This is a genomic window from Bacillus sp. FSL R5-0439, assembly GCF_038008805.1.
In the GTDB taxonomy this organism is placed as follows: Bacteria; Bacillota; Bacilli; order Bacillales; family Bacillaceae; genus Bacillus; species Bacillus safensis.
Map to the genome: position 1 here is coordinate 2098980 of NZ_JBBOZW010000001.1, position 23882 is coordinate 2122861.

Annotated in this window: 29 protein-coding genes; 7 read left to right on the forward strand and 22 right to left on the reverse strand. The window is 41.5% G+C overall.

The annotated features are described in order from the left end of the window. Positions 1–3 precede the first annotated feature (3 nt). The 14 genes from spoIIAB to NST59_RS10720 form a co-directional block, all read right to left on the reverse strand. Entirely contained in the window at positions 4–444 is a 441-nt protein-coding gene (gene spoIIAB, locus NST59_RS10655) for an anti-sigma F factor (protein ID WP_024422865.1), read from the reverse strand. Beyond that, positions 441–794, reverse strand: a complete 354-nt coding sequence (spoIIAA, locus tag NST59_RS10660) for an anti-sigma F factor antagonist (RefSeq protein ID WP_024422866.1) — start codon at positions 792–794, stop codon at positions 441–443. The genes spoIIAB and spoIIAA overlap by 4 nt, the downstream gene beginning before the upstream one ends. Before the next feature lie 161 nt (positions 795–955). Beyond that, entirely contained in the window at positions 956–2110 is a 1155-nt protein-coding gene (locus tag NST59_RS10665) for a D-alanyl-D-alanine carboxypeptidase family protein (protein ID WP_369880173.1), read from the reverse strand. 159 nt (positions 2111–2269) lie between these two features. Next, positions 2270–3082: a purine-nucleoside phosphorylase gene (locus tag NST59_RS10670; protein WP_047204125.1), complete on the reverse strand. Its 813-nt coding sequence runs from the start codon at positions 3080–3082 to the stop codon at positions 2270–2272. Positions 3083–3093: 11 nt separating this feature from the next. Then, positions 3094–4278 (reverse strand): phosphopentomutase, encoded by a 1185-nt coding sequence (deoB, locus tag NST59_RS10675; RefSeq protein ID WP_144490292.1) that lies wholly within the window; start codon positions 4276–4278, stop codon positions 3094–3096. Positions 4279–4431: 153 nt separating this feature from the next. Further along, positions 4432–5322: a site-specific tyrosine recombinase XerD gene (gene xerD, locus NST59_RS10680; RefSeq protein ID WP_039179686.1), complete on the reverse strand. Its 891-nt coding sequence runs from the start codon at positions 5320–5322 to the stop codon at positions 4432–4434. Positions 5323–5328: 6 nt separating this feature from the next. Continuing rightward, on the reverse strand, positions 5329–5556 hold the full coding sequence (locus tag NST59_RS10685) for a YqzK family protein (RefSeq protein WP_064497643.1): 228 nt from the start codon (positions 5554–5556) through the stop codon (positions 5329–5331). Positions 5557–5673: 117 nt separating this feature from the next. Further along, entirely contained in the window at positions 5674–6126 is a 453-nt protein-coding gene (gene fur / locus NST59_RS10690; RefSeq protein ID WP_003215577.1) for a ferric iron uptake transcriptional regulator, read from the reverse strand. Positions 6127–6236: 110 nt separating this feature from the next. Then, positions 6237–6881 carry a stage II sporulation protein M gene (gene spoIIM / locus NST59_RS10695; protein WP_039179689.1) on the reverse strand — a complete coding sequence of 215 codons (645 nt, stop codon included), beginning with the start codon at positions 6879–6881 and terminating at the stop codon, positions 6237–6239. A gap of 116 nt (positions 6882–6997) precedes the next feature. Further along, positions 6998–8128 (reverse strand): S8 family peptidase, encoded by a 1131-nt coding sequence (locus NST59_RS10700; protein ID WP_341040593.1) that lies wholly within the window; start codon positions 8126–8128, stop codon positions 6998–7000. A 111-nt stretch (positions 8129–8239) separates the two neighbouring features. Then, complete coding sequence (locus NST59_RS10705) at positions 8240–8461, reverse strand: hypothetical protein (protein WP_039179694.1); 222 nt, start codon at positions 8459–8461, stop codon at positions 8240–8242. Positions 8462–8529: 68 nt separating this feature from the next. Beyond that, entirely contained in the window at positions 8530–8982 is a 453-nt protein-coding gene (locus NST59_RS10710; RefSeq protein ID WP_039179697.1) for a GNAT family N-acetyltransferase, read from the reverse strand. Next, positions 8969–10150 carry a TIGR00375 family protein gene (locus NST59_RS10715; protein WP_047202232.1) on the reverse strand — a complete coding sequence of 394 codons (1182 nt, stop codon included), beginning with the start codon at positions 10148–10150 and terminating at the stop codon, positions 8969–8971. Before NST59_RS10715 ends, NST59_RS10710 begins: the two co-directional genes overlap by 14 nt. Beyond that, positions 10147–10704, reverse strand: a complete 558-nt coding sequence (locus NST59_RS10720) for an NUDIX hydrolase (RefSeq protein WP_247544538.1) — start codon at positions 10702–10704, stop codon at positions 10147–10149. The genes NST59_RS10715 and NST59_RS10720 overlap by 4 nt, the downstream gene beginning before the upstream one ends. A 168-nt stretch (positions 10705–10872) precedes the next feature. Between NST59_RS10720 and NST59_RS10725 the strand changes: the two genes are divergently transcribed. Further along, positions 10873–11793 (forward strand): aldo/keto reductase, encoded by a 921-nt coding sequence (locus NST59_RS10725; RefSeq protein WP_126681630.1) that lies wholly within the window; start codon positions 10873–10875, stop codon positions 11791–11793. Between the two features lie 112 nt (positions 11794–11905). Here NST59_RS10725 and NST59_RS10730 read toward each other — a convergent pair whose 3' ends face one another. Together NST59_RS10730 and NST59_RS10735 are read right to left on the reverse strand one after the other, a co-directional pair. After that, positions 11906–12310, reverse strand: coding sequence for an antimicrobial peptide LCI (locus tag NST59_RS10730; RefSeq protein WP_247544537.1), 405 nt, complete (start codon positions 12308–12310; stop codon positions 11906–11908). A gap of 172 nt (positions 12311–12482) precedes the next feature. After that, positions 12483–12707, reverse strand: coding sequence for a YqkE family protein (locus NST59_RS10735; protein WP_047202235.1), 225 nt, complete (start codon positions 12705–12707; stop codon positions 12483–12485). A 123-nt stretch (positions 12708–12830) separates the two neighbouring features. Between NST59_RS10735 and NST59_RS10740 the strand changes: the two genes are divergently transcribed. Beyond that, on the forward strand, positions 12831–13757 hold the full coding sequence (locus tag NST59_RS10740) for an alpha/beta hydrolase (protein ID WP_126681629.1): 927 nt from the start codon (positions 12831–12833) through the stop codon (positions 13755–13757). 26 nt (positions 13758–13783) lie between these two features. Here NST59_RS10740 and NST59_RS10745 read toward each other — a convergent pair whose 3' ends face one another. From NST59_RS10745 to NST59_RS10765, 5 genes are all read right to left on the reverse strand, one after another. After that, positions 13784–15046: a response regulator aspartate phosphatase gene (locus tag NST59_RS10745; RefSeq protein ID WP_024428051.1), complete on the reverse strand. Its 1263-nt coding sequence runs from the start codon at positions 15044–15046 to the stop codon at positions 13784–13786. Between the two features lie 301 nt (positions 15047–15347). Next, positions 15348–15587, reverse strand: coding sequence for a YqkC family protein (locus NST59_RS10750; RefSeq protein WP_024422884.1), 240 nt, complete (start codon positions 15585–15587; stop codon positions 15348–15350). 12 nt (positions 15588–15599) lie between these two features. Next, positions 15600–15926: an iron-sulfur cluster biosynthesis family protein gene (locus NST59_RS10755; RefSeq protein WP_039179713.1), complete on the reverse strand. Its 327-nt coding sequence runs from the start codon at positions 15924–15926 to the stop codon at positions 15600–15602. Positions 15927–16005: 79 nt separating this feature from the next. After that, a complete protein-coding gene (locus NST59_RS10760; protein WP_126681628.1) occupies positions 16006–16980 on the reverse strand; it encodes a GNAT family N-acetyltransferase in 975 nt (324 codons plus the stop codon). Continuing rightward, the gene (locus tag NST59_RS10765) at positions 16977–17456 is read right to left on the reverse strand and encodes a GNAT family N-acetyltransferase (RefSeq protein WP_024428048.1); all 480 of its coding nucleotides are present in this window, start codon (positions 17454–17456) and stop codon (positions 16977–16979) included. The genes NST59_RS10760 and NST59_RS10765 overlap by 4 nt, the downstream gene beginning before the upstream one ends. A gap of 272 nt (positions 17457–17728) precedes the next feature. Here NST59_RS10765 and NST59_RS10770 point away from each other — a divergent pair, with 272 nt between their 5' ends. The 4 genes from NST59_RS10770 to NST59_RS10785 all read left to right on the forward strand — a co-directional run bounded on the left by NST59_RS10770 (position 17729) and on the right by NST59_RS10785 (position 21353). Continuing rightward, positions 17729–18178 carry a YfmQ family protein gene (locus NST59_RS10770; protein WP_024422888.1) on the forward strand — a complete coding sequence of 150 codons (450 nt, stop codon included), beginning with the start codon at positions 17729–17731 and terminating at the stop codon, positions 18176–18178. Between the two features lie 152 nt (positions 18179–18330). Continuing rightward, the gene (locus NST59_RS10775; RefSeq protein WP_039179722.1) at positions 18331–19563 is read left to right on the forward strand and encodes a DNA polymerase IV; all 1233 of its coding nucleotides are present in this window, start codon (positions 18331–18333) and stop codon (positions 19561–19563) included. Positions 19564–19578: 15 nt separating this feature from the next. Beyond that, the gene (locus NST59_RS10780; RefSeq protein WP_099663352.1) at positions 19579–19923 is read left to right on the forward strand and encodes a YolD-like family protein; all 345 of its coding nucleotides are present in this window, start codon (positions 19579–19581) and stop codon (positions 19921–19923) included. Between the two features lie 194 nt (positions 19924–20117). Beyond that, entirely contained in the window at positions 20118–21353 is a 1236-nt protein-coding gene (locus NST59_RS10785) for an MDR family MFS transporter (RefSeq protein WP_039179728.1), read from the forward strand. 33 nt (positions 21354–21386) lie between these two features. Here the strand turns inward: NST59_RS10785 and coaA are convergent, their stop codons facing one another. Continuing rightward, a complete protein-coding gene (gene coaA / locus NST59_RS10790) occupies positions 21387–22346 on the reverse strand; it encodes a type I pantothenate kinase (RefSeq protein WP_039179731.1) in 960 nt (319 codons plus the stop codon). A 188-nt stretch (positions 22347–22534) separates the two neighbouring features. Here coaA and NST59_RS10795 point away from each other — a divergent pair, with 188 nt between their 5' ends. Beyond that, a complete protein-coding gene (locus NST59_RS10795) occupies positions 22535–23863 on the forward strand; it encodes a CoA-disulfide reductase (RefSeq protein ID WP_144490295.1) in 1329 nt (442 codons plus the stop codon). Positions 23864–23882 lie beyond the last annotated feature (19 nt).

Sequence of the window (23882 nt, forward strand, 5' to 3'; positions counted from 1 at the left end):
CCTTTAATTACAAAGCGCTTTGCTTTTTGATAGATGCTTTGTTAAACGGATGGTCGTGCCCATTTCTGGAGATGAATCCACCATGACATCATCCATAAAATTCTCCATGATGGTAAAGCCCATTCCAGAGCGCTCTAAGTCTGGTTTTGTTGTAAAAAGCGGCTGTCTTGCTTCCTCAAGATCGGTAATACCCATGCCTTCGTCACGGATGGTGAGGTAGACGACATGGTCATCTAATGTGACATGGATATGCACCTTGCCATCTGGATTCCCATCATAGCCATGGATGATGGAGTTTGTCACTGCCTCTGATACGACGGTCTTGATTTCTGTTAATTCATCTAAAGTCGGATCAAGCTGAGCGATAAACGCCGCGACTGTCACCCTCGCAAACGATTCATTTTGGCTTAATGCCGAAAAAGTCAGATTCATTTCATTTCTCATGACGCCACCCCCAATGTTTGCAAAGCCGTTTGCTCTGAAGGCTCCATACGAATGATTTTAAACAAACCAGACATATCAAATAACCGATTCACTGCTGGCGAGATGGCACAGACGACCATTTCTCCGCCAAGCTGCTTAATCTCTTTATATCTTCCTAAAATCACTCCGAGTCCAGAGCTGTCCATAAATGATAAATCAGCCAGATTCAGCACAATGTGGCGAATGTCCTCTGTTTCCAAATAATTCGTCACCTTTTGTCTCAATGTTTCTGCGGAGTGATGATCGAGCTCTCCTGTTAACCGAATGCAAAGTACGCTCTCTTTTACTTGAAAATCAATACCAAGGCTCATCTTTTTATTCCTCCTTGCTCTATTTCGGATAAAGAGTGTTTCTCTTTTATATGAAGTAAATCCTTCACCATGACAAAACTAGTGACCATTCGTCACATTTAGATGTTCTTTTCTTTTTCCTCATAGCAAAAAGACTGCCCATTTCAGCAGCCTTTCGCCTTTTATTTCCATTTCACAAAATCAGCCATTGCTCGTTTGAAGAAAGTCCAAATGCCTGCCTTTTCCATTCCTTCTTTTGCTTCTACAGGACTTTCATGCAGCACTTTTCCGTCTTTTTTCAAGACGATCGTACCAAGTTCCGTTCCTTTTGAAAATGGAGCCTTGACATCATGAGACAATTTGATTTCTTTTTTGATCTGATCCACATTTTCGCCTTTTTTCGTTAGAAGGGAGATCGGTTCAGAAGTAACGAGCTGAATATTTTTCTTTTTCCCTTTGCTTACTTTGACCTCCGCCACATCTTGCCCTCGTTTGTAAAGCGGATGAGTCGTATATTGACTAAATGCGTAGTCCAGCATTTTGACTACCTGAGCGTTTCTGTCTTTCGGGGTACTTGCGCCGAAGACAACCGCAATGACGCGCATGTTGCCTTTTTTAGCAGATGCAGTTAAACAGTATTTCGCTTCACCTGTAAAACCGGTTTTCACCCCATCGACACCTGGATAAAATTTAATCAGACGGTTTGTGTTTACAAGCCAGAATTTTTTATCTGTGTTTTGCCGTAGATAGTCTTCGTAGACACCTGTGAATTTTGTGATTTGTTCATATTTCAACAGCTCTTTTGCCATTATTGCCATATCGTGAGCTGTGCTGTAGTGGTCTTTTTCAGGGAGCCCTGTTGGGTTTTGAAAGACTGTTGAGGTGAGGCCAAGCTCTTTCGCCCTTTTGTTCATCTGCTCTACGAACTGTTCTTCAGATCCTGCAATATGCTCTGCCATGGCAACTGAAGCATCATTTCCTGACGCAATCGCAATGCCTTTCAGCATTTCTTTCACGGTCATTTCTTCTCCTGGTTCAAGGAAGATTTGCGACCCTCCCATGGACGCTGCATAGTCGCTCGTTCTGACCTTGTCTGTCATTTTCAGTTTACCGTGATCTATAGCTTCCATGATGAGAAGCATCGTCATGATTTTGGTCATACTTGCGGGTGCAAGCTTTTCATCGCTGTTTTTGTTGTAAAGCACCTTTCCCGTGTCACGTTCTATTAAGATCGCTGATTTGGCTTCGTGTGCCAATTCTGATGTTTGTTTTTCTCCTGGTTTTTCAATCTTTTCTTTTGCTGTCGCAGATGGTGAAACCATTGAGATAAGGATCATTAAAATAAACAATGCACATATATGACGTTTCAAGTGGCAGACCTCCATTATCGTAATCCTTTCTATTTTTTCCTCATACAGGCTGTTTTATTCAGAGATCGTATGATTGCAAATAAAAAAAGCCTTCTGCTTGGGTAGCAGAAGGCTTCTGGACACATGCTATGAAAGTTGTTTGACAATGTCTTTTACTAAATCAAGAAAACTTGCTTTCACTTTTTCCGTTACTTCGATCACTTCATCATGTGACAGCGGCTGATCCAAAATACCAGATGCCGCATTGGAAATGCATGAAATGCCAAGTACTTTGATTCCTGCATGACGCGCAACAATGACTTCTGGAACAGTCGACATTCCTACCGCATCTGCTCCAAGCGTTCTAAGGAAACGAACTTCAGCAGGTGTTTCATATGAAGGGCCTGTCATCCCTGCATAAACCCCTTGCTGTACAGATATACCTAAACGCTGGGCTGTTTCTGCTGCAAGTGCCAGCAATTCTTTATCGTACGGTGCAGACATATCAGGGAAACGAACGCCTTGACTGTCATTTGGGCCAATTAATGGATTGGTTCCCATCATATTGATATGATCTGTGATCAGCATGAGGTCTCCTGGACGGAATGAAGTATTCACTCCGCCGGCTGCATTTGTGACAATGCATGTTTCAATACCAATTTCTTTCATCACACGGACAGGAAACGTCACTTGCTTCATATCATACCCTTCATAGAAATGAAAACGTCCTTGCATCGCGCAAACGACAGTGCCTTTCAGCGTTCCGATCACGAGCTGCCCTGCATGTCCCTCTACTGTTGAAACAGGGAATCCGGGAATATCTTCATATTTTATTTTGATTGGATTTTCAATCTCATCTGCTAAAATGCCAAGCCCTGATCCTAAAATCAATCCAACTGTTGGTACATATGTCGATGCTTGTTTAATATATGCCGCCGCTTCTGAAAACTGTGCTCCCACGAGATTTCCCCCTATTTGAGTTTAGATAAAAAGCTTGTTCCGTATTTTGGCATCGCTATCTTGAAATTATCGGCAACGGTTGCCCCAAGATCAGCAAATGTTTTTGCTGTTGGCAGTTTATTTGCTTCCTGATGCTTTTTGCTGTAAGCAATGAGCGGAACGTATTCTCTTGTATGATCTGTTCCGTGATGAACCGGGTCATTTCCATGATCTGCTGTGATCACAAGAAGATCATCCTCTTTCAACAGGTCAAACACTTCAGGAAGACGTGCGTCAAATTCCTCTAATGCTTTTCCATAACCCTCTGGATCTCTTCTATGTCCGTAAAGAGCGTCAAAATCAACAAGGTTCAAAAAGCTGAGTCCTGTAAAGTCTGTTTTAAGTGTATCGACCAGCTTGTCCATTCCATCCATGTTCGATTTTGTTCTAAGAGATGATGTGATTCCTTCGCCGTCATAAATATCAGAGATTTTTCCGATCGCAATGACATCGAGCCCATCATCTTTGAGTTCATTCATGACTGTACGGTCAAATGGTTTTAACGCATAATCATGACGGTTTGGTGTTCTAACAAAAGCATCAGGCTCTCCGACAAACGGACGAGCGATAATCCGTCCAACCATATATTTTTCATCTAATGTGAGTTCACGGGCAATTTCACAAATACGGTAAAGCTCATCTAATGGCACAACTTCTTCGTGCGCAGCAATTTGCAGCACAGAGTCCGCAGATGTATAAACGATTAAATCGCCTGTTTTCATGTGCTCTTCGCCAAGCTCATCTAAAATTTCCGTACCAGACGCAGGTTTATTTCCAATAATACCTCGGCCAGTTTTTTCTTTTAATTCATTTAATAGTTCATCTGGGAATCCGTCTGGAAAGACTTTGAACGGTGTGTCTATGTAAAGACCCATGATTTCCCAATGCCCTGTCATTGTGTCTTTACCATTTGATGCTTCTTGCATTTTTCCATAATACGCAAGCGGTTTTTCATCCGCTGGAATTCCTTTGATTTCTTTAATATGACTCAGCCCAAGCTTCGCCATATTCGGCATATGAAGCCCGTTCATTTTTTCAGCAATATGTCCAAGTGTATCTGCACCTACATCATTAAAATCAGCAGCATCTGGTGCTTCCCCAATCCCTACTGAATCCATTACGACGAGGAAAATGCGTTTATACTGATAATCAGGCATTAAAAAGCGCCTCCTTCAATATTCTTGTCTTTTGACCTTACAAACAGTAAGAGGTCAGACATCTCAAGTATAAACCGTTTACAAGCCAGTTGACAACCATAAACGGTGTAAAGATGAAAAAGCATGACACCCGTTCATCGTGTCATGCTTTACTTATGCCCTTGGATGGAATTTGTGATACACATCTTTCAGTCTTGTTTTCGTCACATGTGTATAAATTTGTGTTGTTGAGATATCGGCATGTCCCAGCATCTCCTGTACAGCTCTTAAGTCCGCACCGTTTTCAAGCAGGTGTGTAGCAAATGAATGTCTGAGCGTATGAGGCGTCAGTTCCTTTTGAATTCCTGCTTCAATGGCTCGTTTTTTTAAGTTCTTCCAAAAGCCCTGGCGCGACATTTTTTTCCCGTGATGATTGAGAAACAAGGCATCGGACGGCTGTTTTTTTAACAGCTTGCTTCTTCCCTTTTCGATATATTCTTCAATTGCGCTTGCAGCAGCTTCACCGATTGGCACAATTCGCTCTTTTCTTCCTTTTCCAAAACAGCGAATAAAGCCCATTGTGAGGTGAACATCGGCAAGGGTCAGATCCAGCATTTCACTGACGCGAATGCCGGTTGCATATAAGAGTTCAAGCATTGCTTTGTCTCGGTAGTCAAAGGGAGTGTGCTGATTTGGTGTATCAAGCAGCTTTTCGACCTCCCCTAATGATAGAACTTTCGGTAATGTCCGTTCTGTTTTTTGCGTTTCAATGTTCCATGACGGGTCATCCGTTGTCACTTTTTCCCGAAGCAGAAATTGATGAAAGGAACGGATCGATGATAGATGCCGTACAGACGTTTTACTCGATTTCCCTTCCTCTTTTAGCTGCTTTAAATAATGAATGATATGCAGGCGCGTGACATCGCTAATATCCGTCAGCTGTTCATGTGTCATTAAAAAAGACAAGTAGTTCTGCAAATCTCTTTTATAAGAAACAATGGTATTTTCAGAGAGTCCTCTCTCTACGGTCATAAAATGAATAAAGTCGGATAATTGATCGTTCAATGATTTCTACTCCCCGTTTTGATAAAAATAAATCAATCGGTCTTGCCATTTGTCTTGATTCGGCTGATCCATTTCCATCACTTTAATTGCTGCACCCTCTGGTTTATCATAACGATGGTAGCTTTCATATTCTGAATTTATCCATATCATAGCATAATAGAACAGGACGGTAAAACCTGTGAACAAGATAAATACTTTGATCACTTCACCTGTTGTTTTGAGCCATTTTCGCATGATCTTCAAGTCCTTTCTCACCTTCTCATTACTTCAGCATATGCCAGGTAGGACAAGGAATATACAGCGAAAATGCAAAAAACCTCTTCATCTTAAATGAAAAGGTTCCAATTCGGATTATTTGCCGGATTCATCATCATGACACCGGTGGCAAATACCATGGAATGTCAATCTATGATCCTTAATTTTAAATTTCCAGTCACGTTCAATAATCTCTTCGACATCTTCTAATAAATCATCTTCTATCTCATCGACTGTTCCGCATTCCATGCAGACAAGATGGTGATGGAAGTGAGCGGCTCCTTCTTTGCGAAGATCATATCGCGAAACGCCGTCTCCAAAGTTAATTTTATCAACAACTTTCAGTTCAGTGAGCAATTCTAACGTCCGATAAACAGTAGCAAGACCAATTTCAGGAGACTTCTCTTTTACGAGGAGGTATACATCTTCTGCACTTAAATGGTCTTCTTCATTCTCAAGCAGTACTCTTACTGTGGCTTCACGCTGTGGCGTGAGCTTGTAGCTGGAAGAATGAAGCTGTTTCTTAATTCGATCAATCCTATTTTCCATTGACTTTCCCTCCTACGCCACATTACTTGATCATTATATCAAATGATGTGCTGAGAGCCAACTATAATCATTTTAAATTGATAAATAAATTGATTATTAATTAATAACAATTATAAAAGAATACCTGCCAGCTTTTTCATCAGCATGAATGATATGTACGATTCAAAAAAAGATGAAAGTGCAGCAAGCGCTAAAATCATCAGCAGAACCGATGCATACCGGCCAAACCACTGGACGGGTGCTTGACTGATGGTTTTTTTCATGAAGAGCTGTCCAATGAGACGGATGGAAAACGCAATCGCACAGGTGCCAATCACTAAATAGGCTGGAATAAGCAGAATGTTTTGCGGAAGCACCGATACAAACGAGAGAAAAAATCCACTCAGCCCCATTTGATTCACGAGAAAACCAACAGTAAATCCAACAACAATTCCTTTTAAAAAGATCATGAGAAAGATGAGCGGCAGACCAATAATGGATATTCCCAGGATCCACATAAGGCCTAAATATTTCATATGATGCAGGAAGCTTTGTAAAAACATTTCTTTTGATTCTGCTGCCTTCTCATTCGTCAGCTGACCAAAAAATTGATTTAAATAATAGAATAAATCCTCTTTCTGGCTGAATGTCATGCTATTGACAATGATGGCACCGAAGATCACACCCATTAAAAAGAGTACAGAGACAAATAAATAAATCGAGAGATGATCTTTTACGTGCTGAAGAAGATGCTCCTTCCAAGACTTTTTCCGCATGTGTCTTCCTCCCAAATCGTAAGGTTACTAGATTCTATGAGAGAGATTACGAAACATGACAGTTTTATTGAAAGAAAAAAGAGAAATCAGCCTGCTCACTGCTTTCTCTTTTTCATTTATCGTGCGGCTTTTTGTACGTTCACAAGCCCGGCACCGTAATAAAAAGGTTCTCCAAGTTTTGTCGCCGTTTTTGACAGTCTCTCACGCACTTCATCGTTAGTCAGATTCGGATGTTTTGATAGAATGACAGCCGCAGCGCCCGTTACATGCGGTGATGCCATTGACGTTCCGCTCATGTAGCCATATTCGTTATGAGGAATGGTGCTCAGCGTTGAAACGCCTGGTGCTGAGACTTCCAGTTCTTCGCCAACAGATGAATCAAAAGCTCTTTGCTTTTTTTGGTCAACAGAGGCAACAGCCATCACGGAGCTGTATTTAGCCGGATAGTCAATCGTATTGAGAGAGCCATAACTTCCTTCATTCCCTGCAGAAGCCACAATGAGAATCCCTTTATCATACGCTCGATCTACCGCTTCTTTCAGCGCCTCAGATTCACTTGCTCCCCCCATACTAATATTGATGACATCCATGTCATTCTCAATGGCCCATTCAATCCCTTTTATGATCCAGCTATAGTAACCGTCACCATTTTCATCTGCCACCTTGACAGCATAGATAGAGGCTTTTGGCGCAACACCAACGACACCTACCTTATTATCTAAAGCGGCAATTGTCCCTGCCACATGCGTCCCATGTTTATGCGGATCTACAAGCGGATCGGACTCTGTCGGTACAAAGCTCACCCCGCCGGTGATCTGTAAATCCTCATGTTTGCCGTCGATACCGCTGTCAAGAACTGCTACTTTGACATTCTGTCCAGCGTATCCTTGTTTATGTACCTTTTGTGCTTTGATGCTTTTGATGCCATATGGAACAGTTTGACTGCTTGTTTTTGCTTTTTGGTCTTCCTCAATGAAGGTCACTTCTTTTGCTTCATTCAGTTTCTTTTTTGATGTCTCATTCAACGACACTTTCATCATATCTATTTGCTCTATGGATTCTTTCACATGCCCGCCAGCTTCTTCTACAAGCTGTTTTTGTATTTTGTCTTGAACGGAAGAAGAAAAGCCGATCATGTACTCTTTTTTTGCTTGTTCCTTTGCAGAAATATCTGACGCGCCAAACATGACCGATGCCACAAGCACACTTGCCATACAAAGCCCTGCTCCAAATGACTTGACGTTCACAATACTCACTCTCCCTTTCGTTTCTTTTTGTCATTTAACTACATTTTTAGACAAAAAGAAACGACCGTTTGTCCTATTTTTAAAAATTTTTCCATTTATTTGATCTAGTTGTCACAAAAAAGCAAAATAAAAATGCTTATGATCCTCTTGATAGTGATCATAAGCATTTCGTCCTTTATGTTTTTTCATCATGTGCTGCAAGACTTCTTGTTTTGTTTTTGTCTTCCTTTCGTGTGTGCTAAAATGCGGCATGTTTCCTCTCGACAGTTCTGGATTACGGCTGTGCTGTCTTTGGATATGCTCTCGTTTTTTCTTTGCTTTGCTTTTTCCCATTTGGCAAAACCCCTTTCGTTGACGTTATGATACACGATGTTACATAAAAAAGATAGACGTAAATACGTCTATCTTTCTGTTTTTATCATATCAAAATGCGGAATCCCATCTTCATCATAAACATCTGAGACGACCTTGAAACCAAATGATTCGTAAAATGACTTCAGGTAGGCTTGCGCCTGTATTTTGACACTTGTTTCACCTAGTTCATTAAGCTTTTCCAAAGCCTTGATGAGCAGCATCTTTCCATACCCTTTTTTCCGGCCGGCCTGCGTCACAAGAACACGGCCGATGGACGCCTCTTTGTACACGATCCCGTTTTGAAAAATTCGGCAATAAGCCACAATGGTACCATTCTCTTTTGCGATGAGATGAATTGCTTCTTGATCCCTGTGATCAATTTCAGGGTAAGGACATGTTTGTTCTACAACAAACACGTTAACTCTTTCCATAAGAATCAAGTAAAGATCCTCTTTTGACAATTGTTCAAACGTTTGACATGTCCATTTAATGTGACTCATGATTGATATCCACCTTACCGTACACTCCGCCTCCACCAGCGATTAGTCCGACTTCGCCCTTTCTTGCTTTGATGATGTAGCCCGCTGTCTTTTCTGGCAAAACGGCTTTTAGTTCTTGTTCTGTTGCTTGATGCAGAATATTCATCTCTGTGTGAAACACGGCTTTTAGCTTCTCCAGCGTTTTAGGTCCAACACCCGGAATAAACTGGAGCGGGAGCTGATGAACATAAGGAGGTCTCATTCTTTTTTCACTTTCTTGGTCAGCAAGCTCTTTTAAACGCTCACTTACTCCTTTTGTCATCCGGGTATGTCCGCATTCGTGGCACTCTTCCTGATCTGATGCGTGAGGTCTTACCCCGCATTTCTCGCAGGTCGTATGATAATACTTCCCAAGCCGCGGAGCAAGTCCATAATTTCCTGTGACAGCTCTACCATCTTTTTCTTCAAGGGCTAGCTTGAATTCGGCAAAAGAGGCATGATCCATTTTGATTTTTGTATATTCTCGCGCGATTTTCCCTAAAGAATGAGCATCTGAATTCGTTAAAAAGGGATACCGGTTCAGCTCACTCAGCCGGGAAGCCATTGACGTATCACAGCTAAGACCAAGCTCAACAGCATCAATAAGATCAGGGTCAAATACTTCCGTTAAAGAAGTGTTCACCCCTTTGCCGTATAGACTTTTATGCGGCGTAAAAATATGAGCAGGAATAAACAATCCTCCTAGCTCCTTTACTTTGCGCTGAAGTGTTTTCCCATCAACATAGAGGCGCTGTGAACTCAAATGCACATTTTTCATATGAAGCGAAAGCCATGCGGAGAACTCAGACATTTTGTGTAGTGTGGGCATAAATGCCAGCACATGAATCGGACCTTTTGAATGGTCATCATTGATCTCTAATTCACTGCCTAAAAGCAGCACTGTCGGTCCAAATGATAGACCGCCGTCATTTAGTTCCGTGTACCGGCCTTCCTCTACACCCTCTATTAACTCTTCTAAGACTTCTGGAGATTGTGCATCTATCACACCAATCATCCCCATCCCTTTACTTTCTGCTGCTTCAATGAGAATTTGGTCAATTGTCAATGACCTTGCACCTGTAATTTTGACAGCTCTGCCTGTTCTTGTTCTGCCAATATGAATATGGATGTCTGCAAAAAATTCCTTCATTTTGTTGACTCAAGTACCTCTTGCAGTTGTAAGTATTGAATGGCATAGGCTGTTTTTGCATCGTAAATATGCTGCTGTTCAATGAGGTGCAAGGCTTCTTCTAATGAAACTTCCATTACTTCGACAAATTCATCTTCATCCAGCTCTCTTTTTTCTTCAAGCGGAACTAGCTGATCTGCTAGATAAATGTGAACAATTTCATCTGCAAAACCAGGTGATGTATAAAAGGCCGTCAGCTTTTGAAGCTGCTGAGTTGTATATCCTGTTTCTTCTTCTAATTCTCTTAATGCTGTATGTGCCGGCTCTTCCCCTTTTTCTAGTTTTCCAGCCGGAATTTCAACGATGGCTCTCTCTAGTGCTTTACGGTATTGTTTGACCAAGATGATTTTATTTTCGTCTGTACGTGCAACGACAGCTACTGCACCAGGATGTTTAATGATTTCGCGTTTGCCTTGTTTTCCGTTAGGCAATTCTACATCTTCAAGTACCAAATCAATGATTTTTCCGTTGTATAATTCTTTCGACGATAATGTTTTTTCTTCAAAGTCCTTCAATTTTGTCAGCTCCTCGTTCTACTTTCACTTTTTACTTCATTTATTTTAACATAGATGATTTAAGAGAAGCGAAAAGCGAAACGCTTGCTTCAATGCGCCATTTGAAATCACCTAGCTTGAATTCCTGATTTTTTTCACTTAATGTGAAAGGATAGGAGTGTGATGGAATTGAAAAAAAGACGAATTGGCACCTCAGATCTTTTAGTGAGCGAGGCGGCACTAGGATGCATGTCTCTTGGGACTGATAAAGAAAAAGCGCTCTCTTTATTAGATGAGGCCATTGATCTCGGAATTAACTATTTGGATACAGCCGATTTATATGATTTTGGGACAAATGAGGAAATTGTTGGGGAAGCCATCAAAAATAGACGGCAAGATTTGATTTTGGCGACAAAAGGCGGCAACCGTTTTGAAAAAGGCAAACCAGGCTGGGACTGGGACCCTTCAAAGGTGTACATAAAGGAAGCAGTAAAACAAAGCCTCAAGCGGCTTCAAACAGATTATATTGATTTATATCAATTGCACGGAGGCACGATTGATGACCCCATTGATGAAACCATTGAGGCTTTTGAAGAATTAGTAGAGGAAGGCGTTATTCGCTATTATGGCATTTCATCTATCCGCCCAAATGTCATTAAAGAATATGCCAAAAAGTCCAATATCGTAAGCGTGATGATGCAATATAGCTTACTCGACCGCCGCCCGGAAGAATGGTTCTCTCTTCTTGAAGAACAAAGCATTAGCGTCGTCGCAAGAGGTCCTTTAGCGAAAGGATTATTAACTGAAAAACCACTTTCTCAAGCAAGTGCAGCGATTCAAAAAAACGGCTATCTTCAATATTCATTTGAAGAGCTTCAGCAGATCATTCCTTCTTTAAAGAAAGTCGCTTATGACCTATCACTCACTGAACTGTCCATTCAGTATATACTGAAACATTCTGCGGTCAGTTCCGTTGTATTTGGCGCGAGCTCGGTGGATCAGTTAAAAGAAAACATAGCAGCAGCAAATGCACGTTCTTTAAGTGACCAAGAAGTCAAAGCAGTAACTTACTATACAAAACCATTTGTGTATGAAGCGCACCGATCCTAATAAGAAAAAATCACATCATTTATCTCGTCAGAATGTAGAAAAACTCATGTTTTTCTACATTTTTTTATGTTTTCTCTATATAAAATAAGGAGGGGCTAAAAGCCCCGTTGTCTTATCTTGCACTTTCGTAATATGCATAATTTCCAGATTTGCCTTTAAGATAAAATGTGGTACCAAAACGACTGAAACTATTTGCAAAAGAACCATTATCTGAATGCATACATAATCGATTACTTGCACCTTTAAAAGGAGTTACAGAACAATCTACAATTGAAGTAGCCTTTGTACTCACATCTGCATTCGTTAACTCATTTGTTGCAAGAGCTTGTCCAGAAACAGGTAAAAGCAATCCTAAAGATAAAGCGACTCCAGCCATTGTTTTTCTCAATTTCATGTGAATCATCTCCATTCCCAAATTTTGTAACACATCTTCATTATAAGAAGAACGACCTTCTACCAAAAGGGTCTTAATGACCATATTTTCAATAAAAAGGAATTTAAATAAATCAATACTCACCTTTTCACTTCTGTTTCAAACATAAGTTATGGGATTTCGTTTAAAAAATCATACTGTCGCGATTCTGAAATGAAGTGATGTGAAGGAGGCAAAAATGCTTTTCTCTTTATGGACTCTGTGGATCTATCTCAAGGATGATGACATAAAAAAAGGAAGCATCATTGCTCCCTTTTTAGCTTTTATACTTTCTCCAGTCTAAATGGCTTTCATCTAGCAGCTCTGAAAAGCTTTTGTTTTTTTCTTTTTCTTTCTGCTGCCGAAGGAGGTCTTGTCGTTTTTGTTCTTCTCTTTTTTCTGTTTCGACGGCGAGGTTCTGTTTCATTTGAAGAAGCTGCTGTTTGACATCGTCCTTTATGCCGTCCTTTAATTTCGCTTGATCCTGATTGGTCTTTTTCATTGTGCCTCTCTCCTTTTGACTTAGTGTATCATCCGTTTTATTTTCTGAGCAAGAGGCACGCCAATCTACCAAGATGTGGTATGATCGTCATAGAAAAAACTCCGGAAAGGAAGAATTGGCTAGATGAAGAAATGGATTGCTATATTTGCCTTCATATTATGTCCACTCGCTGTAATCGGCATTTTTTTCACCAATAAAATGATGTATATTCGAAAATTAACGGATGAAGAGCTCATCAAACGAGAATCAGATGGAGGCCATTATCATCACGAGGAATTTCAGCAGCTTAAGAAAGAGAAAGTGTGTATTCCTTCAGCATTTGGTTATAATCTACATGGCTATTTTGTGCCGCATCCTCATACAACACGCACAATCGTACTTTGCCACGGTGTGACAGTCAGTTTGATTAATTCCGTTAAGTATATGAAATTATTCCAAAAGCTCGGATGGAATGTGCTGCTTTATGATCATAGAAGACACGGGATGAGCGGCGGGAAAACCACGAGTTATGGATATTATGAAAAAGAAGATCTAGCAAAGATCGTAAAGTGGCTCAGACAAAGACTCGGAGAAAGTGCCATCATTGGGATACACGGAGAATCAATGGGTGCAGTCACGACCTTGTTATATGCTGCGAAGCCGGAAGCAACCGCCAATTTTTACATAGCAGACTGCCCTTTTGCTTCTTTTGAGGACCAGCTTCTGTATCGGTTAAAAACAGATTTTCGCCTTTCAGGGCAATGGATTCTTCCACTAAGTGATCAAGTGTTAAAATGGCGGGACGGATACCGCATCCGGCAAGTTTCCCCTCTTGATGTGATCGATCATGTGAAAGTACCTGTACTTTTTATTCATAGCCGCCATGACGACTATATCCCCTGTGAGCAAAGTCAGCAGTTATATGCACGTAAAAAGGGTGACAAACAGTTGTTTATTGCGCCACACGGTGCGCATGCAATGTCTTTTAGCGAAAATAAGGAAGCTTATGAGCAAGAAATTCAAGCATTTCTTCAAAGATTTGAATTGAATGAAAATAAAAGAGGAGAATGAACAGCAGTTCGTCCCCTCTTTTTGAGCTAACTTATGCGATAGTCACCACTGTTGTATGGTGTCTGCCCGCAAGCTCCATATGGCTCTCTTCCGATTGCTGCTGACTCATGACCGATAATCCTGCAGTTGCTGCCAATAAAAGAACTATCAAACTCGTTTTCATATAAATGACCCCCATTTTGAATTTTTGATATGGCTTGAATTTTCCTTTCGTAAAACCGGGTAGATACTTCAAACAGTCCAAGCTCATTGTAATAATGAGCCGCATCAAGTGCCAATTCCTCAATATCTGGGTATAAGCGCTTGTCCTCGAGCAGGTCTAATGTATCGTCTATGATTGTTATGTCTGCATCAACGTACAATGCTTTTAAGAACTGAAATTTGCAGATGTAAATTTCATCTTCTAATTCACAGGCCTTCATAATACCTTGTTGATAGAGGGTTAACGACTCTTCTATTTGTTTTTGTTTAAACAGGATTTGTGTCAGCATAAATAGTGGGTCTAGAGAGCGATTAAGATGGGTTAAATTCTCCTTTTCAAACACTTCAATAGAGTCTTTCAGATAACGGCTTGCTTCCGCAAGATCGTTCATTTGATAATAACAGTTACCTAAGTTGAAAAGGGCCGAACCTATGACTCGAGGGTTTCCAATTGAGCGTGCTCGCTTTAGAGCATTTTTAAAGTAGGGCAATGCATGTTCATAGCATTTCAAATCATCATAGTTTGCACCAATGACAAATTCACAGTGGATGATTCTCAGCGTGTACGTTCTGTAGGCAGAATACGTATCTAACGCTTGCAAGGCATAGTGCATCGAAAAGTGGGTTTGTTTCATGTGGTAGTAAATTTCTGCTAATTTAAAGTAAAATTCTGCTCTTTCTATATCATCTGATATGAGATTGAGCTTTTTTTCTGCTGAGCGGTAATAAGCAATGGCACTTAAGTAGTTTCTCTGTTCAAATTCAAACATTCCTGTGAAAAAATGAACATAGTATTCAAGCATATCCGTTAATTTCGTTTGTGAATGTTCGATCGTTTCTAGCAAATTCTTAATCTCTTCATCATTCGAGGCTTTCTTTGCCGGTTCAAAATATTCAAGCATTACCTTGTGGCGAAAATCCATCAGCTGGTAAAACAATAACAAGTTTTGATCCTGCTCCATTTCGAGGATTTCCTGCTCGATCTCCGCCTTCAGCTTCTCTGCTTTCATCACATGAAATCCGCAAATCTGCCTATACCATTCGTTTATTTTGATTCCAACCTGAGGCGATGACAGCTTGAGCTTCAATTCACTTTAGCACCTCCCTTCTCATATACGATACATGTTGTATTCTATCACATTTCCTCGAATGGAAGAAATATGAAATGTCATTTTTCGCAAAGTTTTCGGTATCCCGCAATAAACGCTGCGAATGCCTATTTTTCGGCATTTACAGCCATTATTTTTTTATTTCCAGCTTGCTCATTTTGTCGAATTGTTTGTTGAAAAACTGCTTTTTTTGCTTCAAAAGATCATTTTTCAGATTAGACAACCGTGCCGTTTGATGAGATGATGAACGCACGAAAAAAACCCTTTCGAAAAAGGGCTTTTATAATACATCTGTTACTTGGTCCATATTCTCTTTGATCCAATTGACAGCTAATTCGAGCGTTGGAAATTCTTCCGTTTCAAATGTGACTTCATCTTGAAGAAGCCAAACGTCCTTTTTCACCGAATCCATTCCACCTATTGACCAGTGCAAAAGGCTATAGGGATGATTGTTATTTAAAAACGACACCCATGTTTTATTTTGTGCCGTATTTTGTATCACTTTTAGCTTTTGATCCACTACATTTCCACCTTACTTTACAAGTATACCCATTCTCGGGCTGAGTATTTGTTGAGGACTTTTCAACATGAGTGTGTTGGCTTTTTCATTAAAATCAATCGTCATTTCCTCGTCAAAAAAGACCTTTTGTGCTGTGTGTATGTACAGCTTAAAGAGCTGATTATGCTTGAGCTCTTCCCATTCGCCTGTTCTTTCACCTGTGAGCCAAATCATTGGGACACCGCTTACCGCACAGCCGCACCCATCTGAATCATATCGAAGGAGCAGTTCTTTTGTTTCATGCCCTGCTTGTTGTTTTGTAAGGTACGCTGCTGCTGGTTCTGTTATATGAATATACATGCCGAACATCCTTTTTCCGTTGATTGTTACATTGTAACATATCAGTCATCAATTAAACATGTTCACGTCCTGCCAGCTCTTATGTCTGATCGTTTTTCTTTAACTGGTCTGACCAATTGTACGCTTCTTGTTCAATTTCTTTAATGAGCCCATCTTTTCCTTTCATATAACTTGCCATATCTTCAGGATATGCTTTTGCCAATTGACGCTTTTTATCGGCATAGGCTTTGGCACGATCAGGTGCAGCTTTTAAATAATCTCGGAACACCAAATGCCTTTTTACATCATCATGTCCAGCTTCATAGGCGTGAACGTGATGTGTTCGATTCAAGCCGCCTTTTCTAAAAAAACGTCTTCCCTTGAGTCCATTTTCTCCGAGCGGTTCATATCCAAGCTGACGAAACAGGTGGTTACATTCATCTAAGCGACTGATATGCTTCACCTCTAGCAATATATCAATAATTGGCTTAGCCGCCATTCCTATGACTGACGTACTGCCAATATGATGGCCATATACCCAGTTGTCGCCAACTATCTTTTTCAGCTTATCATGCTCATCTTGAAATTGTTTTGGCCAGCTCGCTTGGTATTCAATCACTTCCACTTTTCGAAGCATCAAACGTTCCATCTTTATTAACATCAGATTGTTTTCCACCTGCAAACGATCCTTCTGTTTAAACCCTAGTTTTTCATAAAGCTTGATTGCTGGTATATTTGCTTCCGCTGTTGTGAGCTCAATTGTTTTTTGATGCTGGATGATGGATTGCAGGAGCGCTGTCCCGATGCCTTGTTTGACATGATGAGGGTGCACAGCTAACCGGCTGAGGATGATCCGGTCGTCATGCAGTTCATATGAAGCGATCCCTAACAAATGCCCCTCTTTTTCAAATCCTATGAAAATCTCATTTGTTTCTATTATGTCTTTAACCGTTTCTTTTAAGGGCGGTAAATCTTGATAGCCTATTTGTTCTGCCTCCCGCTGATATGCGGCCAATTGGATATGTAACAGCTCTTTTGCTTGTTCTTTATTTTTTTGATCCAGTCTAATGATCATGCTTTCGCCTCCAGCTTTTTCACAAATAGCACCCTGTCTTCATGAATGCCGTCGTAATCTGAAAAAACTGAAATGCCATCGACCGTTTTATCTCCCTTTTCTATCTGAAAACCGAGCTTTGTATGGTAAGCAATTGAGACTTTATTGACAGGAGCTGTGATGGCCTTAATCGTTGTTCTTCCTTCCTTTTCAGCCGCTTCATAAAACGCTTGATAGAGAATTTTGCCAATCTTCAATTTTCGGTGGTCTGGATGTACCCCCACAAAGTGAATATACGCTTCATCTGAATGCGATTGCGATAAAAAACCGACTAAAAAGCCGATCAGTTCACCTTTTTCAACAACGACAAAACTTGTTTGCTGAAAATGTTCGAAAAATAGCTTTGGCAATTTTGCGCGCAAATCTCTGCCTCCCCACCAGCTTTGAATGACGGATGTGACCGCATAAAAATCTGACGGCTTCACTTGACGTATCATGATGGCCTCGCCCCTTTTCATTTTTAGCTGTACCGTTTCACAAAAAATCAACTGTTTCAATAGTCTACCTGTCTGATCAATTGTTTGTAAAGGTGATGTATCAGCCTTTTTTCCTTCAGCTTTGTTGGTTCTTCGTCTTTTCGCCGTCATCTCCTTTTAAATCTTCACACTTATTTCAAAAAGTTCACTTTTTGTGCGAAAGATCCATTCTTTTGTTATGTTAAAATTGTTCATATAAGAAATGGAACAAAAGTTTATTGGAGATGATGATATTGGTTTGGATTGTTACTTCACTTGTTGTGTTTAGTCTTTTAAAGTTGCTTGTCACTTCGCTGCCTTCTGGTGTTGTTGAACGCCTTTTTAGTCGTTATGCGGTGCATGCAAAAGTAACAAGTGATCAAACAACGATGACGTTTCAAGGACGTCCACTTGATGATCAGCAAACATCTGAAATTATTCAACATTTTAATGATGCGATCTTTATTGAACGTTATTATATTTATCCTGGTGACGAAGAGCGTTTTCTTCATCCGCAGGAAGGACCAGCGCCGCTTACCATGCAAACAAAGCTTGGCAAGCATGATGTGACCCTTTATCTGTATCATTACGATGACCACGTGGATGTGGTGCGGCAGTTTACCCATAAGCCTAAGAAAAAACTAACGGCCTATCGTTTGCGTTCTGAGCCGCTCCAAACATCCAATAACTTGGCACATGCTTAAAATGACTCATTTTACAAAGATGAGACGAAGTGGAGACACTTCGTCTTTTTTGTATGGATTTACACTCTTCTCTTTGAATGATTTACCAGTATCAATTTCACCTTCTGGCGGTTAAAATATATACAGAACATACGTTCTAAGAGGTGAAAATGATGAATGAACGAGCCATTCTGCTTGTGGATATGCAGTCATTTTATGCGTCGGTCGAAAAAGTGGAGGCTCCTCATTTGAAGGATGTGCCGCTCATCGTCTCAGGAGATCCTGAGCGGCGGAGCGGGGTCGTACTTGCCGCCTGCCCGCTCGCTAAAAAACGGGGCGTACAAAATGCATCAAGATTATGGGAAGCACAGGAGAAATGCCCTGAAGCCGTCGTCGTACGTCCACGTATGCAGCGCTACCTTGATGTTTCTGTCATGATGACAGAACTGCTTGAACAATACACAGATCTTGTCGAACCCTATTCAATTGATGAACAGTTTCTCGATATTACGGGGAGTGTGACACTACTCGGTTCACCCCGCGAGATCGCCCAAAATATACAAACGACTATTATGAACCAGACGGGCATTTACGCACGCGTTGGCATTGGTCCTAATAAAGTGCTCGCTAAAATGGCCTGTGACCATTTTGCTAAAAAAAACACATCTGGCATCTATGAGCTTCGTGCAGACCGGGTGGCGGCTGATTTATGGCCGCTTCCGGTTGGAAAACTATTTGGCGTCGGCAAACGAATGGAGCACCATTTAAAACGAATGGGCATCAGTACCATTGGGACGCTTGCTACTTATCCGTTAGACCGGCTAAAAAAGCGCTGGGGAATCAACGGGGAGCTTCTGCAGCGAACTGCTTTAGGACACGACCCTTCCCCGGTCACTCTTCACACACATGATCAGCAAAAGGCGGTTGGGCATCATATGACCCTTCCCCATGATTATGCGTCCTTTGAGGACATCAAAGTCGCCCTTCTTGAATTGAGTGAAGAAGTGGCAAGACGTGCGCGCTTTAAGCATTATGTTGGGCAAACGGTGTCTGTTGGCGTAAGAGGCGCTGATTTTTCTCATCCGACTGGATTTCATAGACAAATCAAGCTCCATTCACCCACACAATACGGGACAGATATTGCAGACGCAGCCATTCAGCTATGTCAGCAGCACTGGGACGGCCAGCCCATTCGCAGTGTAGGTATTACTCTCTCGCAGCTGCAGCCTGACAGCCAATATCAGCTGAGTTTATTTGATCACCATTTAAAAAAAGACAGACTCAGCAAAGTATTTGATGCCATCCATATGAAGTATGGACCTGCTGCGCTCTTGCACGCTTCGTCACTAACAAGCGCAGGGCAGGCGTATCACCGCGCCGAAAAAATTGGTGGACATTACAAATAACGGAGGCGAACAGCCATGAATCCCAATAAATTAACACCTGGATACAACATCATGTGGGAATCAAGCCGAATGATGCTACCAGAGCACCGTGAACAGCTGCTTGCTCAAAAACGGAAGAAAAAAGAATACACGCCTCCTCCGCTGAGCACTGATCGGCTAGAGGAAATGAATTTTTTGATCACACAGTCGATTACAGAGGACCAAGCGATTTGCGTGACATATGCTGCAGCAGGTATGAAACAGCAGTTTTGGGGCTGGGTGAAAGCCATTCATTATGAAACGCAGCGCATCAAAATCGTCAATGATGAAGATGTTCTCCACCTGTCCTTGCAGCAAATTGCCGCGATTGATCTGGATTAAATGGTCTTTAAGTGATCGTACGAATCAGCAAAAAAACATAGAAGCATCGGCAGAAAAAACATGCTCTCCAAATTTGCGGGCTATTCGGAGCTCCTCTGTCATATGGTGGATGTCTCCTCCATCAAATTGTGTATTTAATTTGCACAATTTTTCATGTATGATTGGAACATCTTAACACTCAGGGGAGAAACAGCATGAAAAATAATTTACGTACTTTACATCCACTTAGTTGGACGATCATCATCGGCACCATATTCGGCCGAATGGCGACGTCCATGAGCATTCCTTTTTTGGCCGTTTATTTGACACAAGTCAAAGGGGCTTCAGCTTCTTCAGCTGGGTTAATCATTGCCGTCAGCTCCCTTATTGGGATCGTTGCGAGTTTTTACGGCGGCTATGTTTCTGACCGAATCGGCAGAAAAAAAGTCATGCTTCTATCCATCTTTGGCTGGTCATTTGTCTTTGTTGGCTTTGCATTTGCAGATGCCATTTGGGTCTTCTTCCTCATGAATGCTTTAAATGGACTGTGCCGGGCACTGTTTGAACCGACGTCTAAGGCACTCTTATCTGATGTCACCCCATCAAGTATTCGGTTATTTGTTTTTAATTTACGGTATACGGCCATTAATATTGGTGTGATCTTCGGCCCGCTGCTTGGCTTATATCTCGGGTCATCGAAAACAACGTTTCCATTTCTTGTCGCTGCCTTCATTTATTTGTTATACGGATTAACACTGGCCTGGCAATTTCAGAAACATCCAGTTGCTGCTCCAGAAAGCACAAAACAAATCAGCGTCAAAAAAGCCCTTTCCATTATTCAAAAAGATACGGTCTTTAGCATCATCCTCATCGGCGTTACCTTATGTTCGTTCGGGTATTCGCATTTAAGCTCAACACTGCCTCAATACTTATCAGCGTCACCTATGATTGAGGATGGTCCTAAACTGTTTGGCTATCTTTTGTCTTTAAATGCAGTGGTTGTCATTGTCGTACAATACCCGCTCATCATGATTGCGAAGCGCTACTCCACCATTTTGTCGCTGACCACTGGGAATATTCTCCTTGCCGGCAGTTTGTTTGCCATTGCTTTTTCACAGAGTCTCGGCATGCTTGCTTTCATCATTGTCGTGTTTACGATTGGCGAGGTTCTGCTGTTTGCGATGATGGATCTTTTTGTAGACAATATTGCAAAGCCTGAAGTGAAGGGATCTTACTTTGGTGCGATGGGATTTTCTCAGCTCGGCAGCGTCATCGGACCATTTGTCGGCGGACTGTGCATTGACTATTTTGGCGCAGCCCATCCCCTCTCCATTTTTACGGTCTTATCGATGATCACCATTGCAGGCGTTCCATTCTTACTCATAGGATATTACCGTTTAAAAAAGCGATCGGCGGCGGCCGTAGCTGTTAAAGTAAGTGGAGATCATTAAAAAAACCGCTCTCTCGTTTGAGCGGTTTTTTCTTTATACCCGGCGGATGGCGATCTCTTCCACCTTGTGCTGATCACCTTTTTTCAAAATGAGATCAGCTCGATATTTTGTCGGCAAAATATTTTGATATAAATTAGGCCGATTCACGGTATTCCAAATCGTGCTTGCCATCTGATCTGCCTCTTCATCCGTCAAATCTTTATATTGATGAAAGAAGGATTCAGGGTCTTGGAAGGCTGTTTCCCTTAGTAAACGAAACCGTTCTTTATACCATAATTGAATTTGCGTTTCAGCGGCGTCTACATAAATCGAAAAATCAAAGAAATCTGATACAAACACACGCGGTTCATCCTTCAAATCATCCAGCGCTGGTGATTGGAGCACATTGATTCCTTCAATAATGACAATATCTGCATCCTCTACTGTTTCATACACTCCTTCTAGCCGGTCATAGGTCAGATGCGAATATACCGGGGCATGCACAGTTTGTTTACCTGATTTTAATTCATTTAAAAAAGACAGCAGGGCTTTGACATCGTAGCTTTCTGGAAATCCCTTCTTTTCCATCAGCCCTCGATCCTTTAATTCTTTTTGAGGATATAAAAAGCCATCTGTTGTCACAAGACTTACCTTCAGCCCATCTCCAAGCCTCGATAAAAGCGTTTCAATGATACGAGCCGTTGTGCTTTTCCCGACAGCTACACTTCCAGCAATCCCAATTAAAAAGGGAATTTTGGCATGATGCGGGTAGTTTAAAAAGGCATTCACATGCTGGTTTTTTTGTTTTTCTGCAAAGACATGTAATGTCAGAAAACGAATAAGCGGTATGTAAATATCTCGAACTTCTTCAAGCGATAAATAGTCATTTAATCCTTGCAGCGCTCTCGCTTCCTCTTCTGAAACAGATACCGGCATATATTCTCCAAGAGCGGCCCAGGCCTCTCTCGTATGGCGCGTGTATAGCGTATTAAAATCTAGTCGCGTGTCACTCAAAGTCTTTCCCACCAATCTTCACTAAACTCGTAACCCAAAAAGACGATAATCCGATTGTAGCTTAAAATGAAGGCGCTGTCTTTATTTTTCAGCGAAAGTTTGCTTGTTTTGCGAAAAAAAGCATTAAAAAAAGGAATATGAGGGTAAATAAGAGTATTCAGTACGATAGATAGAAGGGAGCACACCAAATGAAATATGTGATGATTGGCGGAGATGCAGCTGGAATGAGCTGCGCTATGCAAATATATAGAGAGGATCCAGATGCGCACATTGTCGCTTTTGAAAAAGGAGAGATTTTCTCATATGGACAGTGCGGACTCCCCTACTTGATCGGCGGTCTCATTGATGATCACAGAAAGCTGATCGCACGCAGTGCTGAAACCTTTCGTGAGAAATATGGAATTGACGCCAGATGCTTACACGAAGTGACCTCCATTGACCCAGAGCAAAAAACAGTGTCGGGTCATCATACGAAAACAAAAGAACCCTTTACAGAAAGCTACGACCGCCTCTTAATTGCGACAGGAGCAAGCCCTGTCACACTGGATTTAGACACTCAGCCATTAGAAGGCGTACACGTATTAAAAACCATCCCGCATGCGCTGTCCATTTTAGAACATTTAGAAAAGGACATCACACATATCACGATCATTGGCGGTGGATATATCGGCCTTGAAATGGCTGAAAATTTAAAAGCGCTCGGAAAAAACGTACATATCATTCAGCGGGGAGCAGCACTCGGCCCAGGCTTTGACTCCGATATGGCAAAATACCTTAAAGAAGAGGCTGACGCCAAGGGCATTCACGTATCGCTTGGAGAAACAGTGCAGCAATTAGAAGGCAAGTCACATGTCACAGCTGTTATCACAGACAAACAAACCATTCAAACAGATATGGTCATCATGGCCATCGGTGTCACTCCGCAAACCTCCTTTTTACATCATACCGGTATCAAGCGTCTTCAAAATGGCGCTATTGCAGTAAATCAATACATGCAAACCAATATAAAAGACATTTATGCTGCTGGTGATTGCGCGGCGACCTATCACCGCATCAAAAAATCACTGGATTATATTCCGCTTGGCACAACTGCGAATAAACAAGGGAGAATCGCAGGCTTTCATATGACAGGAACAAACCGGGCGTTTCAAGGCGTGACTGGAACAGCCATCATGAAATTTATGGACGTGACAGCGGGAAGAACAGGCTTATCAGAAAAAGAAGCAAAAGAAGCGGACATTCCTTTCTCCGTGATCACCATTGATAGTACAGATCACGCGAAGTATTACCCAGAAGCGCAGAAAATGAAAGTGAAACTAATCTACAGAAGCGATGACCATACCTTGCTTGGTGCCCAAATCATCGGCAGAAACGGTGTAGATAAACGGATCGATATCGTGGCGGCTGCCCTTTACCAAGAGCTGACCATAACAGATCTTGAAGATTTAGATATTAGCTATGCACCGCCCTTTAACAGTGTATGGGACCCGCTTCAGCAAGCGGCAAGACGGATATAGAAAGTGGCGCAATGAAGCC